Origin of the sequence: Halochromatium sp., from assembly GCF_046541315.1 — a bacterium.
In the GTDB taxonomy this organism is placed as follows: Bacteria; Pseudomonadota; Gammaproteobacteria; order Chromatiales; family Chromatiaceae; genus Lamprobacter.
The window spans coordinates 1-15,722 of record NZ_JBKHDN010000008.1 but is presented as its reverse complement, the minus strand read 5'-3'; the positions used below and the strand labels follow the sequence as shown (position 1 = coordinate 15,722).

At 66.6% G+C, this 15,722-nt stretch carries 15 protein-coding genes; 7 read left to right on the top strand and 8 right to left on the bottom strand.

Annotated features, from left to right (window positions below):
- Window positions 1-10: 10 nt before the first annotated feature.
- Window positions 11-2,566 (top strand): penicillin-binding protein 1A, encoded by a 2,556-nt coding sequence (locus ACLFQI_RS01460; RefSeq protein WP_410757016.1) that lies wholly within the window; start codon window positions 11-13, stop codon window positions 2,564-2,566.
- Here ACLFQI_RS01460 and manA read toward each other — a convergent pair.
- Entirely contained in the window at window positions 2,563-3,942 is a 1,380-nt protein-coding gene (gene manA, locus ACLFQI_RS01455; protein WP_410757015.1) for a mannose-6-phosphate isomerase, class I, read from the bottom strand. The genes ACLFQI_RS01460 and manA overlap by 4 nt on opposite strands.
- A gap of 2 nt (window positions 3,943-3,944) precedes the next feature.
- Complete coding sequence (locus tag ACLFQI_RS01450; RefSeq protein ID WP_410757014.1) at window positions 3,945-4,646, bottom strand: protein-L-isoaspartate(D-aspartate) O-methyltransferase; 702 nt, start codon at window positions 4,644-4,646, stop codon at window positions 3,945-3,947.
- Between the two features lie 363 nt (window positions 4,647-5,009).
- Between ACLFQI_RS01450 and ACLFQI_RS01445 the strand changes: the two genes are divergently transcribed.
- Together ACLFQI_RS01445 and typA are read left to right on the top strand one after the other, a co-directional pair.
- Window positions 5,010-5,747 carry a competence/damage-inducible protein A gene (locus tag ACLFQI_RS01445; RefSeq protein ID WP_410757030.1) on the top strand — a complete coding sequence of 246 codons (738 nt, stop codon included), beginning with the start codon at window positions 5,010-5,012 and terminating at the stop codon, window positions 5,745-5,747.
- A 267-nt stretch (window positions 5,748-6,014) separates the two neighbouring features.
- Window positions 6,015-7,826 carry a translational GTPase TypA gene (gene typA / locus ACLFQI_RS01440; protein WP_410757013.1) on the top strand — a complete coding sequence of 604 codons (1,812 nt, stop codon included), beginning with the start codon at window positions 6,015-6,017 and terminating at the stop codon, window positions 7,824-7,826.
- Between the two features lie 53 nt (window positions 7,827-7,879).
- Here typA and ACLFQI_RS01435 read toward each other — a convergent pair whose 3' ends face one another.
- Genes ACLFQI_RS01435 through ACLFQI_RS01425 form a run of 3 tightly spaced genes read right to left on the bottom strand, consistent with a single transcriptional unit; the run spans window position 7,880 to window position 8,604 of the window.
- Entirely contained in the window at window positions 7,880-8,173 is a 294-nt protein-coding gene (locus ACLFQI_RS01435) for a BrnA antitoxin family protein (protein ID WP_410757012.1), read from the bottom strand.
- Window positions 8,160-8,369, bottom strand: a complete 210-nt coding sequence (locus tag ACLFQI_RS01430) for a BrnT family toxin (RefSeq protein ID WP_410757029.1) — start codon at window positions 8,367-8,369, stop codon at window positions 8,160-8,162. Before ACLFQI_RS01430 ends, ACLFQI_RS01435 begins: the two co-directional genes overlap by 14 nt.
- A gap of 13 nt (window positions 8,370-8,382) precedes the next feature.
- Window positions 8,383-8,604 (bottom strand): type II toxin-antitoxin system HicA family toxin, encoded by a 222-nt coding sequence (locus ACLFQI_RS01425; protein WP_410757011.1) that lies wholly within the window; start codon window positions 8,602-8,604, stop codon window positions 8,383-8,385.
- 32 nt (window positions 8,605-8,636) lie between these two features.
- On the opposite strand from ACLFQI_RS01425, the gene ACLFQI_RS01420 reads away from it, so the two are divergent.
- From ACLFQI_RS01420 to ACLFQI_RS01405, 4 genes are all read left to right on the top strand, one after another.
- Window positions 8,637-8,849, top strand: a complete 213-nt coding sequence (locus ACLFQI_RS01420) for a hypothetical protein (RefSeq protein ID WP_410757010.1) — start codon at window positions 8,637-8,639, stop codon at window positions 8,847-8,849.
- 281 nt (window positions 8,850-9,130) lie between these two features.
- Window positions 9,131-10,129 (top strand): tRNA dihydrouridine(20/20a) synthase DusA, encoded by a 999-nt coding sequence (gene dusA / locus ACLFQI_RS01415; protein ID WP_410757009.1) that lies wholly within the window; start codon window positions 9,131-9,133, stop codon window positions 10,127-10,129.
- 161 nt (window positions 10,130-10,290) lie between these two features.
- A complete protein-coding gene (locus ACLFQI_RS01410; protein ID WP_410757008.1) occupies window positions 10,291-11,196 on the top strand; it encodes an EamA family transporter in 906 nt (301 codons plus the stop codon).
- 215 nt (window positions 11,197-11,411) lie between these two features.
- Window positions 11,412-11,975 (top strand): DNA-deoxyinosine glycosylase, encoded by a 564-nt coding sequence (locus tag ACLFQI_RS01405; protein ID WP_410757007.1) that lies wholly within the window; start codon window positions 11,412-11,414, stop codon window positions 11,973-11,975.
- Between the two features lie 100 nt (window positions 11,976-12,075).
- Here the strand turns inward: ACLFQI_RS01405 and pap are convergent, their stop codons facing one another.
- The 3 genes from pap to ACLFQI_RS01390 all read right to left on the bottom strand — a co-directional run.
- On the bottom strand, window positions 12,076-13,632 hold the full coding sequence (gene pap / locus ACLFQI_RS01400) for a polyphosphate:AMP phosphotransferase (RefSeq protein ID WP_410757006.1): 1,557 nt from the start codon (window positions 13,630-13,632) through the stop codon (window positions 12,076-12,078).
- A gap of 114 nt (window positions 13,633-13,746) precedes the next feature.
- Window positions 13,747-15,270 (bottom strand): diguanylate cyclase, encoded by a 1,524-nt coding sequence (locus ACLFQI_RS01395; protein WP_410757005.1) that lies wholly within the window; start codon window positions 15,268-15,270, stop codon window positions 13,747-13,749.
- Window positions 15,271-15,278: 8 nt separating this feature from the next.
- A partial coding sequence (locus tag ACLFQI_RS01390) for an aminotransferase class V-fold PLP-dependent enzyme (RefSeq protein ID WP_410757004.1) occupies window positions 15,279-15,722 on the bottom strand: 444 nt, incomplete at its 5' end.

The following is a 15,722-nucleotide window of genomic DNA, read 5'->3' as shown; positions in this document are numbered from 1 at the left end:
GTTGAGTCGGTTGGATCACGACAATCACGCACCAGATCGGCGCGCCTCGGCCGCTCCCGGCACGGCGCCCGCGCGCGCTCAACGCCCGCCCTCGGCATCCCGGATCGGTCGTCGCCGGCAGACCGTCGGCCCCGTGCTCGGCATCCTCGATTGGCTCGCGCGTCTGGTGAAGGCGGGCCTGGCGATGCCGTTCGATCTGGCGCTGATCGCGGCCATCGCGGCCGCGGTGGTGATGCAAGCGCTCGCCTCCGAGGTGCCGCCGATCGAGGCGCTCACAGAGGTCAAGTTCGAGGAACCGCTGCGCATCTTCGCCGCCAATGGCGCGCTGATGGGCGAGTTCGGCGTGCAGCGCCGGCGCGCGGTGGCGATCGAGGAGATCCCGCCGCAGCTGATCGAGGCCTTCATCGCCGCCGAGGATCAACGGTTTTTCACCCATGACGGCATCGATGCGATCGGCTTGACGCGGGCGGCGCTGAGCGTCGCCAAGAGCGGCGAGGCGACCCAGGGCGGCAGCACCATCACCATGCAGGTGGCGCGCAACTTCTTCCTCGCCCGCGAGAAGACGATCAAGCGCAAACTGATCGAGATCATGCTCGCCTGGAAGCTGGAGGCGCGCTTGAGCAAGCAGGAGATCCTGAGCCTCTATCTCAACAAGATCTTCTTCGGCCATCGCGCCTATGGGGTCGCGGCCGCCGCCGAGTTCTATTACCAGAAGTCGCTCGATGAGCTGACGGTGGCGGAAATGGCGATGCTCGCGGGCCTGCCGAAAGCGCCCTCGGCGAACAACCCGCTCGCCAATCCCGAACGGGCCCTCGAGCGCCGCGATTACATCCTCGAGCGCATGCACGCGTTCGGCTACATCGACGACACCGACTTCCTGCTCGCGAGCACCGCGCCCTTGAGCGCGAAACGCTATATGCCGGCGATCGAGCTGCGCGCCGACTACCTTGCCGAGATGGCGCGCCAAGCGGTGGTCGAGCGCTATGGCGAGGAGGACGCCTATCGGCTCGGCTTGCGCGTCTACACCACGGTCGACGCGCGCCTGCAACGCGCCGCCGACGCGGCCCTGCGCCAGGGACTCAGGGCCTACAACCAACGCCATGGCTATCATGGTCCAGAGGCACGCATCGAGCACGTGGCCGCCAAGACCTTCGAGGCGCTGGACGCGCTCCTGGCCGAGCGTCCGCGCGTGCCGGGGCTGCCGGTGGGCATCGTGCTGAGCGCCTCGGCGGCGCACGCCGAGGTCTACCTGGGGCAGGGCGAGACGCGCGACCTCGGACTGGCGCAGGTCAAGTGGGCGCGGCGCTTCCTCAACGAGAACGCGCGCGGCCGCGCGCCGCGCCGCGTCACCGATGCCGTCGCCGTCGGCGATGTGATTCGGCTGCGCGAGACGGAGGACGGCGATTGGCGGTTGGCGCAGGTGCCCAAGGTGAGCGGCGCGCTGGTGGCGCTCGCGCCCGAGGATGGCGCGATCCGCGCACTCTCCGGCGGTTACGCCTTCGACTGGAGCAAGTTCAACCGAGCCGTGGATGCGCGGCGTCAACCCGGCTCGACCTTCAAGCCCTTCGTCTACGCGGCGGCACTCGACAAGGGCTATACGCCGGCGAGCCTGGTCGAGGATGAGCCCTTCGAGCTGCCGTCGGCCGGGGGTATGTGGCGGCCGCAGAACGCGGATGGCAAGTTCATGGGGCCGATCCGCATCCGTGTCGCTTTGACCAAGTCGCGCAATCTGGCCGTGGTCAACCTGGTCGATCGCATGAGCGTGGACCACGCCCGCGAGTACATCCAACACTTCGGCTTCGCGCCCGAGACCATCCCCAAGGATCTCTCGATGGCCTTGGGCTCGGGCTCGGTGACGCCGCTGGAGCTGGCGCGGGGCTTTGCCGTGTTCGCCAATGGCGGGTATCGAGTACAACCCTATCTGATCGAGCGCATCGAGGATGCGCAGGGGCAACCGCTGTTCGAGGCGCAGCCGTTACGCGCCTGCATGAGTTGCTGGGTGGATGCCGAAGCGAATGCCGCTCGCGTATTGCCGATGGGCGCCGAGGAGTCCGCGCGCGCGCCGCTCGCGATCGATCCGCGCATCGCCTACAACATCGACTCGATGCTCAAGGATGTGATCCAGGCCGGGACCGCCACGCGCGCGCGGCGGCTGAAGCGCGCGGATATCGCCGGCAAGACCGGCACCACCAACGAGTCGCGCGACTCCTGGTTCGCCGGTTATCAGCCCCGGCTCGCGGCAGTGGCCTGGGTCGGGCGCGATGACAACAGTCCCTTGGGGCGCGGCGAATGGGGCGGGACCGCCGCGCTCGGGATCTGGATCGACTTCATGGAGGAGGCCCTGGCCGATCTCCCGGTCGCCATCATCAAGCGTCCCGAGGGCATGGTGCCGGTACGTATCGGCCTGCACAGTGGCGAGGCGACGCCGTCGCGCAGTGACAGCCGCATCGAATACATCCGCGACGAGTATCGACTCATGACCCTGGGGCCGGACCCGGTGCGGTACTCGAAACGGGCGCAGACGCCGCCGCGCACCGCGCCGCGCATGCTCGACGAGCTGTTCTAGCCTGGCGCGGCTAGCCGCACGGGCGGGTTGGGTCTGGCATGCATGCCGGTTGGATCCGGCACGCGCGCGGTGAAGACGAGCGAGCGTTGGGCGCCGTGGATCGCCGCGCGGCAAACCGCCGGGATCACGAAGGTCGCGCCGCGCTCGAGTCCGAGCGGCGCCTGTCCCGGGCTGTGCACGCTGATCTGGCCATCGAGCACCAGGCCGAGGCGCAGCTGGGCGCTCTCGCTGAGTCCCGGATTGACGAGGCGCCACTCGCCCGCGCCCAGCCGATGGCGCTCGAGCAAGAACTCGGCGGCCGGCGTCGGATAGGTCTCGGGTTCGCTGGGGGCCGCGCCGGGCTGCGGTTGGCGGACGGCGCTCGTTGCCGGGGCTACCCGGAGCGTTCGTAGCAGGGCCGCCACGTCGATGTGTTTGCGCGTGAGCCCGCCGCGCAGGACATTGTTCGAATTGGCCATGACCTCGATCGCCGCGCCGCGCAGATAGGCGTGTAACTCCCCTGCCGGCAGGAACAGCGCCTCGCCTGGATGCAAGGCGATCAGATTCAGCAGCAAGAGAGAGAACAGGCCGCGATCGCGGTGCGCGTGAGTGGAGAACAGGCGGTCGGCCTCGATGATCCAGTCCCGGCGATCGCTCGGATCGAATGGCGCCCGCGCCCGCGCTTGGCGAAAGCGCGCGATCACCGGCGAGAGCAGGGCATCGACCTGCCCCTGCTCCAGCTCCATCAGCCACCGATAGAGCCGAGATAGCCCGCCGGCCGAGGGCTCGAAGCGCCGCGCGAGCGCGTCGAGTTCGGGCAGCGCGGCCAGTTGCGCGCCGATCTCGGCGAGCGGGCGAAAACCGCGTAGCGCATAGAAATCGGTGAGCGCCACCAGCAGCTCCGGCTTATGGTTGCAATCCCGATAACTGCGGCGCGGATCGCTCAGCGCCAACCCGATGGCGTCCTCGTGCCGGTAACCGGCCAGCGCCTGCTCCCGGCTCGGGTGGACCTGAATCGACAAGGGCTCGCGCGCAGCCAGGACCTTGAGCAGAAAGGGCAGCTGGTTGCCGAAGTGGCGAGCCGTCGCGGCGCCGAGCAGGGTGCGCGGGGCGGCGGCGATGAGTTCCGCCAGCGACAGATGCCAGCCGTCGAGGCGGACCGTCGAGAGCAGATCGGGATGAGCGCCGATCCAGAGTTCGGCGAAGGGTAGGCGACCTGGGTTGCGGAAATCGATGAGCGCCGGGATGAAATCCGCATCGCCCCAACTGTAATGCTGAACGCCACAGTGCAGCCGCAACGGCCCGGGCGCGGCCGTGAAGGCATCGACGGCGGCTTGCAGCACCTCCGCGGTCGGCACCGGCGCGATGAACGCGCGCTGCCCCAGCGGACTGTCCATCGTCAGGAATCGATGGGATCGCGGGTGATCGGCACGAAGCGCACCGGCAGCAATTCCCGTTGCGCGAGCGTGCCGTCCGGCTGTTTGACGAGCACCACCAGGGTTTGGGCGCCCCCGCTCGGACCGAGCGGCATCACCAGCCGACCGCCAGTCTTGAGCTGATCGACCAGCGGCTGCGGAACCTCGGGGCCGGCGGCGGTGATGATGATGGCGTCGAACGGCGCCGCCTGCGGCCAGCCGAGATAGCCGTCGCCGGCGCGCACATGGACGCGCCCGAATCCGAGTTCGGCGAGCAAGGCCTCGGCGCGAGCGGCTAGCTCGGGCTGGATCTCGACACTGTAGACCTCGGCGCCCATCGCGCCGAGCACGGCGGCCTGATAGGCTGAGCCGGTGCCGAGTTCGTAGACGCGCCCGCCAGCGGCCGGTAGCTGCAACAGATCGCTCATCACGGCGACGATGTAGGGCTGCGAGATGGTCTGGCCGTTACCGATCGGCAACGGCTGATTACGGTACGCGTGCTGACGCATGTCCGGCGGCACGAAGCGCTCGCGCGGCACCCGCGCGATGGCGTCGAGCACGCGCGGATCGATGTGGTCGGTTTTCAAGTAGGCGCGGGTCTCGATCAGCTCGCGCTCGATCTCTTCGATCAGCCGCGCGCGCGCTCGGGCAAAATCGTCGTTCTCGGTTCGCGGGTCGGGATTCATCGCAATGGCGCTCCAGGGGGCTAGGCTGGTGGTGAGTCGGAGCAGCGGCAGGCGCTGGCTCGGCGTCGGGGGCGATCTCGCCGTGGCATTGTCGAGTTTACGTTGAGGGTTGAGGCTGTCTAGTCAGCCAGGCCTGTACTGCGATTCCGTCGGCTCGACGATAGCGGGTTACGCTCAGCGTTTCTAGGATTGGCCCATGATGGGTCGGCGCGCTTGGCCGCGGGCAACGCGGCGCCGCCCGAGTTCAGACATTAGCCGGAGACCTTGCCACTGATGCGCTCCCAAGAGACCGATCTGGAGCCGACGCTCCCGGAATCCACGCCGGACCCGGAATGCGATCCCTCCAACAACAACGCCGGGCCGATGACCTTCGGCCTGATCGTGATTGGCGACGAGATTTTGTATGGCGATCGGCAAGACCGACATCTCGCCGCCTTCAAACAGCGCCTTTCCGCGCGCGGGCATCAGCTCGGCTGGTGCTGGATCTTGCCCGACGAGCCCGAACGCCTGATTCGACAGCTCGCGGCGTCGATGGCGGCGCGCGAGCCGGTGTTTTGCTGCGGCGGCATCGGCGCGACCCCGGATGACCATACCCGCGCCTGTGCCGCCGCCGCTGCCGGGGTCGAGTTGGAGCGGCATGCCGAGGCCGCGGCGCTGATCGAGGGGCGCTTCGGCGCCGATGCCTATCCGCAGCGCATTCGCATGGCCGAGCTTCCGCTGGGCGCCTCGCTGATCCCGAATCCGGTCAATCAGGTACCTGGATTCGGGTTGCGTCGACACTGGTTTCTGCCTGGTTTCCCGACCATGGCTTGGCCGATGGCCGAATGGGTCCTGGATCGGCATTATGGCCGCGCCGAGCCCGTGCGCGAGTCGGCGCTGGAGGTCCGGGGCGCGCCCGAGAGCCGGTTGATTCCGCTGATGGAGGCGCTCGGGCCGCAATTCCCCGCGCTGAAGCTGTTTAGCCTGCCGCACCTCGGCGCGAGCGAGGCCGAGCGCTACGTCCTGCTCGGCTTTCGCGGCCGTGGCGGCCTCGGCCCGGCAATGACGGCCTTGCGCGCCGGGCTTGACGCGGAAGGCCTTGTCTATCGTGAGCGCCCCTGAGCGCGCCTGAGCGCGCCTGTGAGCGACGGGCCGGTTATGGCCGCTCGACTCGATTACCGGACAACACTGACCCGGAAGCCCAGAGTCGACGGGATGTTCGTGTCCGCGTGTCAGGGCGAATGGCTCTCAGGTCGCGCCGGGTTCTGGGCCGCCTGCGGATCGGGTTTCAGTGCATAATGGGCGCTCTTTGAATTCTCTTGATTCTCATCGCTGTCGTGCCGGCCACCGGTGGTCTTCGCCGCTGGCCGCGTTGGAGCCATTCGTCCCGTGACCGAGCAACTACGCAACATCGCCATCATCGCCCACGTCGATCATGGCAAAACTACTCTCGTCGACGAGCTGCTGTCCCAATCGGGCACGCTCGGCGAGCGCTTCGGCCCGGTCGAGCGGGTGATGGACTCCAACGATCTGGAGCGCGAGCGCGGCATCACCATCCTGTCGAAGAACACCGCGATCGACTGGAACGGCTACCGCATCAATATCGTCGATACCCCGGGCCATGCCGACTTCGGCGGCGAGGTCGAGCGCGTGCTGTCGATGGTCGACTCGGTGCTGCTGCTGGTCGACGCCCAAGAGGGGCCGATGCCGCAGACCCGGTTCGTCACCAGCAAGGCGTTCCAACATGGGCTGCGGCCGATCCTGGTGGTCAACAAGGTCGACCGGCCCGGCGCGCGCCCGAGCTGGGTGGTCGATCAGGTCTTCGATCTCTTCGATCGCCTTGGCGCGAGCGACGAGCAGCTCGATTTTCCGATCATCTACGCCTCGGCGATCAACGGCTACGCGGGGCTCGATGAGACCGTGCATGAGGGCACCATGACGCCCTTGTTCGAGGCCATCGTCGAGCATTGCCCGCCGCCGGAGGTGATCCCGGACGCGCCGTTCCAGATGCAGGTCTCGACGCTCGATTATTCGAGCTTCGTCGGCGCCATCGCCGTCGGCCGCATCCGTCGCGGCATCGTCAAGCCGAATCAGCAGATTACCGTCATCAAGCGCGATGGCCGTACCCATAAGGCCAAGGTGGGTCTGGTCTACGGCTATCTGGGGCTGGATCGCTTCGAGGTGCCGAGCGCCGGCGCCGGCGATATCGTCGCCCTGACCGGCATCGACGCGCCGAACGTCTCCGACACCCTCTGCGATCCGAACGCGGTCGAACCGCTGCCGTCGCTGACCGTCGATGAGCCGACCGTGTCGATGACCTTCCAGGTCAACACCTCGCCGTTCGCGGGCAAGGAGGGCAAGTATCTGACCTCGCGCCAGCTCAAGGACCGGCTCGAGCGCGAGCTGATCCATAACGTCGCGCTGCGGGTGGAGGAGGGCAATGATCCGGAGAAGTTCCGCGTCTCCGGTCGCGGCGAATTGCACCTGTCGATCCTGCTCGAGAACATGCGCCGCGAGGGCTATGAGCTGGCGGTCTCGCGCCCGGAGGTGATCTTCCGCGAGATCGACGGCCAGATCTGCGAGCCCTACGAGCAGCTCACGGTCGATGTCGACGAGACCAGCCAGGGCGCGATCATGCAGGCGCTCGGCGAGCGTCGCGCGGAGCTGAAAGACATGGTGCCGGACGGCAAGGGTCGGGTGCGACTCGATTACGAGGTGCCCTCGCGCGGGCTGATCGGCTTCCAGACCGAGTTCATGTCGCTGACCTCGGGCACCGGGCTCAAGTACCACGTCTTCGACCACTACGGGCCGGCGCACGCGGGCGGCATCGCCAAGCGGCGCAATGGCGCGATGATCTCGAATGCCCAGGGCAAGGTGCTCGGCTATGCGCTGTTCAACCTGCAGGAGCGCGGGCGGATGCTGGTGGCGCCAGGCGACGAGGTCTACGAGGGGCAGGTGGTCGGCATCCACTCGCGCGACAACGACCTGGTCGTCAATCCGCTCAAGGCCAAGCAGCTGACCAACATCCGCGCCGCCGGCTCGGATGAGAACATCCTGCTGACGCCGCCAGTGAGGTTTAGCCTGGAGCAGGCGCTCGAGTTCATCGAAGACGACGAGCTGGTCGAGATCACCCCGAGCGCGATCCGCATCCGCAAGCGCTTCCTCAAGGAACATGAGCGCAAGCGGGCCGGGCGGGGGTGACGACTGACCAGCCAATCGACAGACGGAGGCCTGCCGATCCGCCGCCGCTGATGTCATTGGCGATGTAACTGCTGGGAATTGACGTACTCGCGCACGATCTCGTTGATGCGTGTCTGCCAGCCGGGTCCGGTTGCTTTCATGGCGGCCAACACATCGGCATCGAAGCGGATGGTGGTCGAAACTTTCGGCGCTCGCGTGCTCGGGTGACCGATACGCGCCTTGGGCTTGGTCGCCTCCCACTCGGCATCGGTGAGCGGGCGCGCGTCCTGGTCCGCGATGGCCGCCTCGGTGAGAACGGCATCTTCGTCTTCGTGAGGGATGATGGTTCCTGGCTTAAGACTTGGCATAGCGGTCAACCTCGGTTCTCGTGGCCTTGCGTAAGCTGATAATGCGCCGTCGTCCTTCCGAGCGATCGACAAAGACCACCACGAACAGACGCAGGCCGATATAACCGATGCCGCATTGGCGTTCTTCGCCGTAGTCTTCGCGGGTATCGGTCCAAAGCAATGCGGTTTCCCATTCGAACCACTTCTCCCAGACCAGTGCAGTAGTCCGATCAGGACCGCTTGCGTGTCGTGCCCGCTTGCCTCGCCATCGAATCGATCAGGTCCAAGCTAAACGGGGCCTTGGGGCAATCGACGGTCACCTTGTACAGCCGACCTTCTGTTCTGCGCTCCCACTGCTGATGGGATGTTCCCCGGCTTGGGATCGGTTGGAAGCCAAGCGCTTTGAGCGCGCGTTTGACTTCGTGGCAGGTGAGTGGTGGCCAGCGACTCACGGATGTTGTGATGAAACCGTCAGCGGTATGCCATGGATGAAGTCGTGCACGTTATGCCGAAACAGTCTGCTCGCGATGTGCAGATGAGCAAGGTAGTACTTGATCCGCTGGCGGAGTGGCGCTTTGCGCGGGATGAGTTGGTCGAAGTGGTCACGGTCAATCGTGAACGCTTCTTCTACATACTGATCCATCTGCTGATCGAGCTTGGCGCGCGCCTCGTCGTAGGTCTCGCCTTGAGCCGCTAGACAAAGATCGATGCAGATCGCAACCCACAGTCGCGGTGCTTGCTCTTCAGCGTAGCAGCGTAATCGAAGCTGGTTGTGAGCCATTGGTCGTCAGGGCCTCGATCCGGGGTAGGAGTGAAGTCGGGGTCTGTTAGGTTCAGTAGCCAGATGCGCACCGCTGCGGGTACAAACCAGGTGCAGGTGCACGGTTATGAGTATAGGTTAGGCGTGATTATCCGTGAATCGCAGTGCACCAAATACCGAGATAACACGGTCAGATGGGCGTTAAGTAATTGAATAATATGGGTAGAACGCTATCAGTCGCACCGATGCTGGACTGGACGGATCGCCATTTCCGCTACTTCGCGCGACTGCTCAGCCGGCGCACGCTGCTCTATACCGAGATGGTCACCACCGGCGCGCTGATCCACGGCGATCGCGAACGCTTCCTGCGTCATGACCCGGCCGAGCATCCGGTCGCCTTGCAACTCGGCGGCTCCGATCCGGCCGAGCTGGCGCACTGCGCGCGCATGGGCGCCGACTGGGGCTACGACGAGATCAACCTCAACGTCGGCTGCCCGTCGGATCGCGTGCAGAACGGGCGCTTCGGCGCCTGTCTGATGGCCGAGCCGGCGTTGGTGGCCGACTGCGTGGCGGCGATGAAGGCGGCGGTGGCGATCCCGGTCACGGTCAAGAGCCGGATTGGGATCGACGATCGCGATAGCTACGCGGAGCTGGTCGCCTTCACCGAGCAGGTGGCGGCGGCCGGTTGCGACGCGCTGATCGTGCATGCGCGCAAGGCCTGGCTACAGGGCTTGAGTCCGCGCGAGAACCGCGAGGTGCCGCCGTTGCGCTGGGATTGGGTGCGGGCGCTGAAGCGGGATGTTCCGGCGTTGCCGATGGTGCTGAACGGGGGCGTGACGCGGCTGGAGCAGGTCGAGGAGTTGCTCAGCGAGCGGCGGCTCGACGGCGTGATGATCGGCCGCGAGGCCTATCAGAATCCCTGGCTGCTGGCCGATGTCGATCGGCGCCTGTTCGGCGCGCCCAATCCGGTCTCGACACCACAGCAGGCGCTGGCCGCTTTCCTGCCCTATGTCGAGCGCCAACTGGTCGAGGGCGTGCCGCTGGCGTCGATGACCCGGCACCTGCTCGGCCTGTTCCACGCCTGCCCGGGCGCCAAGGCCTGGCGGCGCACGCTGAGCGAGCAGGTGCATCGACCTGACGCGGGGATCGAGGTGTTGATGGCGGCGGCATCTCGGGTGCGGATGCCATCACGCGCGTCCGAGCTGGCCGAGGCCTGAGCCTATGAGCGAGCAATTGCGCGCGTGACTCGGTCCTTGGCAATGCGACAATGCCGCGCACGCCTCTCATGGTGCGCGCGATGCTCGCGGGGGCAGTGGGCGAAGCAGCGCCTCAGGCCTTGCCCGTGGCGGCCGCTTTTTGGCTGTGTGGCGCTGGACCGATGAACTGGCTACTGCTCACGCTGCTCTGCGCCTTCAGCGTCGCCTCGGCCGATGCCGCGACCAAGGCCTGGCTGCAGGGCTTCTCGGCACGCGAGCTGACCCTGATCCGCTTCACGCTGACCGGCGCGCTCTTGTCGCCGCTGCTGTTCTGGCTGCCGGACCTGGGGGCCTTGCCGGCGCCGTTCTGGGGCTGGCTCGGCGTCCTGGTGCCGCTGGAGATCGGCGCCATGCTGCTCTACATGGCCGCCATCCGCGATCATCCGCTCTCGCTGACCCTGCCGTATCTGGCCTTCACGCCGGTGTTTTCGATGGCGATCGCGGCGCTCGTGCTCGGTGAACGGGTGAGTTCGACCGGGCTGATCGGGGTGCTGCTGATCGTCGTTGGGGCCTGGCTGCTGAACGTCGAGCAGGCGCGGCGCGATGATTGGCGCACCTGGCTGCGGCCGCTCGGCGCGATCCGCTGGGAGGCGGGCTCGCGCATGATGCTCGGCGTGGCGCTGCTCTATGGGCTGACCTCGACCCTCGGCAAGGTGGCCCTGCTGTATCTGCCCTCGGCGGCGTTTGGCGCCTTCTATTTCGCGATCATCGGTCTGTTGGCGATTCCGCTCCTGGTGCTGGTCCCGATCGGCGGGGCGCGGTTGTCGCCGCGCCCGGCGTTGCGACGCTTGGCCCGCCGGCCCGGTGCCGTGCTGGCGGTCGCGGCGCTCAATGGGGTCATGGTGGTGACGCATTTCATGGCACTGCGTCTGACCGAAGCGGCCTATATGATCGCGGTCAAGCGCAGCAGTCTGCTGTTCGGCATCCTCTACGGCGCCTTGCTGTTTCGCGAGTCGAATCTGGCGAGCCGGATGCCGGGTGGACTGCTGATGGTGAGCGGCGTCTGCGTCATCCTGCTGGCCGGATGAGCACCTCGCGTGAATGGCTTACCCCCGATTGATAGCCGTTCGCCCTGACGCGCGGACACCAACATCGCGTGGAATCCGGGCTTCTCGGTCAGTGTTGTCCGGCGATCAGGGAGAGCGGCCATCGACGCTCCACTCTTCCACGGAGGTCGGCACGGGGCTTGCCGCCCGTGATCGGATCGCGCAAGGTTGCCAAAGCGCAGACGGTGGACTCTATGATGAACGACGCTGCCGGGCCCGTGTTGAAAACCGCCTTTCCGCCGATCGTCGGCTCTGACGCGCGGCTGTTGATCCTGGGCTCGATGCCCGGCGAGGCCTCATTGCGCGAGCAGCAATACTATGGTCATCCGCGTAACGCCTTCTGGCCGATCATGGGCGCGCTGCTCGGCATTCCGCCGCAGGCCGACTATGCCGCCCGCTGCGCGGCGCTGAAGGCGCACCGGATCGCACTCTGGGACGTGATCGCGGCCTGCGAGCGTCCCGGCAGCCTGGATCAGGCGATCCGAGCGGAGACGGTTCGCGTCAATGACTTCGCCGCCTTCTTCGCCCTGGCTCCCGCGATCGATCGCATCCTGTTCAACGGCGGCACCGCCGAGCGTGAATATCGCCGCCGGGTGCTGCCGACGCTATCCCGGCCGCACCAGCGGATGAGGATGCACCGCCTCCCCTCGACCAGCCCAGCCAATGCCGGCCTGCGCTTCGAGCAGAAACTCGCCGCCTGGCGACAGTTGCGCGAGCGATCGCCGCTCGACCTGAGCCCCGGAGATGGCCATTCGCCCTGACGCGCGGACACGAACATCCTGCCGAATCCGGGCTTCTCGGTCGGTGTCGTCCGGCAATCAAGTCGAGCGGCCATGACGACCGATCGGTGCGCGCCGTCCGTCAGCCTGCCTCGTCGCCGGATTGATAGCCGCAGCGGGCGATGCCGCTACCGGGAACCGGCGTCGCGTCATCATTGAGCGCCGCGCGCAGCCGGTCGCAGACGGTCTTGAGCACCTTGATGCGGGCAAACGGCTTGTCGTTGCCCTCGACCAGGGTCCAGGGCGCGTATTCGGTGCTGGTGCGGGCGATCATCTCGTTGACGGCGACCTTGTAGAGCGGCCACTTCTCGCGGTTGCGCCAGTCCTCGTCGGTGATCTTGTACTGCTTGTAGGGCGTGTTTTCGCGGTCCTGGAAGCGCCGCAACTGCTCATCCTCGCTGACATGGAGCCAGAACTTGAGCAGGATCGAGCCGTTCTCGACCAGTTGCTCCTCGAAGTCGTTGATCTCGGCGTAGGCACGGCGCCACTCGGATTCGTTGGCGAAGCCTTCGACGCGCTCGACGAGGACGCGCCCGTACCAGGAGCGGTCGTAGATGATGATGTTGCCGGCGCGCGGCAGATGGCGCCAGAAGCGCCACAGATAATGATGCGCCTTCTCCTCGTCGGTGGGCGCGGCGATCGGGATGGTGCGATAGAGGCGCGCGTCGATGGCATGAGCAAGGCGGCGGATGGCGCCGCCCTTGCCGCCGGCATCGACCCCTTCGAACACCAAGACCGTGGTGCGCTGCTTGGTGTAGGCCAGCCAGGCCAGCTCGTTGAGCTCGCGCTGGTATTGCTTCAGCGCCTGCTTGTAGTCCTCGCGCGCGAGGGTTTGGGTCAGGTCCAGCTGATCGAGCAGGGTGATCTGGGCGCTCGCCGACTCCGGCAGGTCGAGCGGTTCGGCGGTCGCCGGCGGCTCCGTCGGCAGCGGCTGCTGGAGCCGGGCGCGGATCGCTTGCAGCAGGGTCTTGCCGACGGTGAGATCGCGATAGCGCTTGTCCTCGGCCTCGACCAGATACCAGGGCGCGATGCCGCGGTCGGTTTGGCGGATGACGCGCTCGGCGACGTACTCGAAGAGTTGATACTGTTCGCTGAACTTCGACTTCTTCGGCAGCATCTTCCAGCGGCTGCGATCATCGCGCGAGAGTTCCTTCAGTCGCGCCTTCTGATCCGGCTCCGAGAGGTGGAACCAGAACTTCACCACCAAGGCGCCGTCGTGGGTCAGCGCGCGCTCGAAATCGACGATGCGCCCCAGCTCGGCGTCGAGCGCGGCATCGTCGCAGGCGCCCCGGAAGCGCTGCTCGATGGGCGCCAGGTACCAGCCGCCGAACAGGATGGCGATCTCGCCGCGCGGCGGCAGGGTGCGCCAGAAGCGCCAATAGCGCGGTCGCTCGCGCTCCTCGTCGCTGAAGTCCCAGAACGCGAAGGTTTGCATGCCACGCGTGTCGAGCCATTCATTGAGGCGATTGACGACCTCGCCCTTGCCGGCGGCCTCGACCCCGGCGACGATGACGATGACCGGGATATGGCTGTCGCGCAGGCTACGCTGGACCTCGAGCAACTGGGTGCGTAGCTCGTCGCGTTGCGCCTTGAAATCCGCCTTGCTGACCGTGCGGCCAACCTTTGCTGCCTCGAACATCTGTCTGGTACCCGCTGAGCTGTGCGATCGAATCCTCGCCGGCCCGAATCATCGCACGCGCCGCCGATGGCCGATAGTGCCGTCGTCGCTGGCGCATGGGTGGCGGGGAGGGCGCTAGGCGGCGCGTTTCATGCGCGCCTTATCGGCGTACATATCCTCGTCCGCGGCGCGCAGGGCGCTCATCTCGTTATCGACGCGCAAGGAGTCGGGGAAGAAGGCGCGCCCGACGCTGATCGACAGTCTGATCTCCGGGTAGCCCGGCACGCGGTTGGCGGCGACCTCCTCCTTCCAGGCGCCGATGATGGCATCGGCCTCGCTGGGACTGGCGACGTCGGCGAGGATCACGACGAACTCGTCGCCGCCGTAGCGGGCGACGACGTCGCCCTCGCGCGTACGGCCCATCAACACCCAGGCGATGACCTTGAGCGCCTCGTCGCCGGCATGATGCCCGAAGCGATCATTGACCTGCTTGAAGTCGTTGAGATCGATGAAGGCGAGACAGTGTTGGCCGCCATCGCGCACGCGCTGATAGTACATGCGATGCAGCGTGTCCTCGAAAAAGGCGCGGTTCAGGGCGCCGGTGAGGCCATCGCGGCTGGATTTGAAGCGCAGATTCTCGGTGTTCGCCAGCAGCGCCTCCTTTTCCTTGACCTCGGTGATGAGCCGTTTGTTCACCTGTTCCGAATGCACCAGCGCTTGGCGTTGGCTCGACACCGCGGCATTGGTGAAATAGGTGATCGAGCCGACGGCGATCATGGCGACCTGGTACTCGGCGGCGCTGACGAGCAAGCCGAAGGCCGATGCCGAGTAGGCCAGGGCCAGGGTCAGGACCGCCAAGACCAGATAGACGCTCGGCGAACGGGTCTTATAGATGATCGTCAGGAGGGCGATCGCCATCGCATAGACGGGAAACGAGAGCCCGAGCTTGTCGGGATAGAGGTAGGACAGGGACGCGCTGGCAAAAAACGCCAGCAACGCCAACGGCAGATACAGGAGATCCCGCAGGGGCAGGCGCTTGCGGTGAACGTCGTCCTCGTCGACGAACTGGTAGCCGAGGTCCGCGCCGACCAGTTCGAGCGCCATCAGATGCAGGTAGGCCAGCGCGATGCTGAGACAGACCGCCCCGATCAGGTCGCCGATCCAGCGCGTCGCGAGGATGTCCTGAATCTCGGCAAAGGGCGCGCCGCCGAGCAGATGCAGCACATAGGCGCCCAGCACCGCGGCAGCGGCCGCCGCCACGGGGAGGATGAGCAGGAAGCGCAGGATGTGCCCGGGTTTGCGCGGATCGAACGCGCCCTTGATGTTGCGCTGCAGCAGGAACACGCCGGCCCAGTACGGCGTGGCGTGGGCGAGCGGGAACAACAGGAGCTGCAGGAGCGACCGGATGGGGTCCGCGCCGGGCGCCAGGATCGGGTTGTTCAGGAGCGTTGTCGCCGCGACACAGCAGAGCACGATGGGAAAGGCCCGATGTCCCAACAACAGGAACAGGGCCACCGACATCCCCGCCGGGGCATACCAGAAACTCGCGTGCGAGTGGTACTCGAGAGACAGCGACAACTGGAACAGCGCCACCTGCAGCGCGAGCGAGAAGACCAACAGGAACGCGTAATGGAAGGGGGTGCGCATCTTCGTGGCCATTCGTCCAGTCACCGCCGCGCATCATCGGGCGTCGCGGGCAGCGTTGCGCAGGTCTGCTTGGTCCGCTCGATCGCCTGGCTCAGATGCGCGTCCGGGGTATGGAAATGCGGCGAGAAGCGCAGTCCGCCACCCCGGCTCGCGCACATCAGGCCCTGCTGCATCAGTTGTCGATACAGCCGCTGCTGATCGACGCCCGGCACGCGGAAGGTCAGGATGCCCGCGCGCCGCGCCGGCAAACGCGGCGACAGCAGCTCGAAGCCGGCCTCGTCGACCAGCTCGACAAGGCGGTCGATGCGCTCCTCGATCGCGCTGGCGATGGGCGCGGCGCCGACCTCCTCGAGCAGCGACAGGCTGGCCTCGAGGGCATGGATGCCGAGCATGTTCGGGCTGCCGCACTCGAAGCGCCGCGCGCTCCTCGCCGGCTGCCAGTCCGTGCGATCGAAAGCGCCCAT

Coding starts and splice junctions, on each gene's coding strand:
- pap (WP_410757006.1), bottom strand. CDS start 13,632: ATGTTCGAGGCAGCAAAGGTTGGCCGCACGGTCAGCAAGGCGGATTTC.
- ACLFQI_RS01395 (WP_410757005.1), bottom strand. CDS start 15,270: ATGGCCACGAAGATGCGCACCCCCTTCCATTACGCGTTCCTGTTGGTC.
- ACLFQI_RS01445 (WP_410757030.1), top strand. CDS start 5,010: ATGACCTTCGGCCTGATCGTGATTGGCGACGAGATTTTGTATGGCGAT.
- ACLFQI_RS01405 (WP_410757007.1), top strand. CDS start 11,412: ATGAACGACGCTGCCGGGCCCGTGTTGAAAACCGCCTTTCCGCCGATC.
- ACLFQI_RS01410 (WP_410757008.1), top strand. CDS start 10,291: ATGAACTGGCTACTGCTCACGCTGCTCTGCGCCTTCAGCGTCGCCTCG.
- manA (WP_410757015.1), bottom strand. CDS start 3,942: ATGGACAGTCCGCTGGGGCAGCGCGCGTTCATCGCGCCGGTGCCGACC.
- ACLFQI_RS01450 (WP_410757014.1), bottom strand. CDS start 4,646: ATGAATCCCGACCCGCGAACCGAGAACGACGATTTTGCCCGAGCGCGC.
- ACLFQI_RS01420 (WP_410757010.1), top strand. CDS start 8,637: ATGGATGAAGTCGTGCACGTTATGCCGAAACAGTCTGCTCGCGATGTG.
- dusA (WP_410757009.1), top strand. CDS start 9,131: ATGGGTAGAACGCTATCAGTCGCACCGATGCTGGACTGGACGGATCGC.
- ACLFQI_RS01435 (WP_410757012.1), bottom strand. CDS start 8,173: ATGCCAAGTCTTAAGCCAGGAACCATCATCCCTCACGAAGACGAAGAT.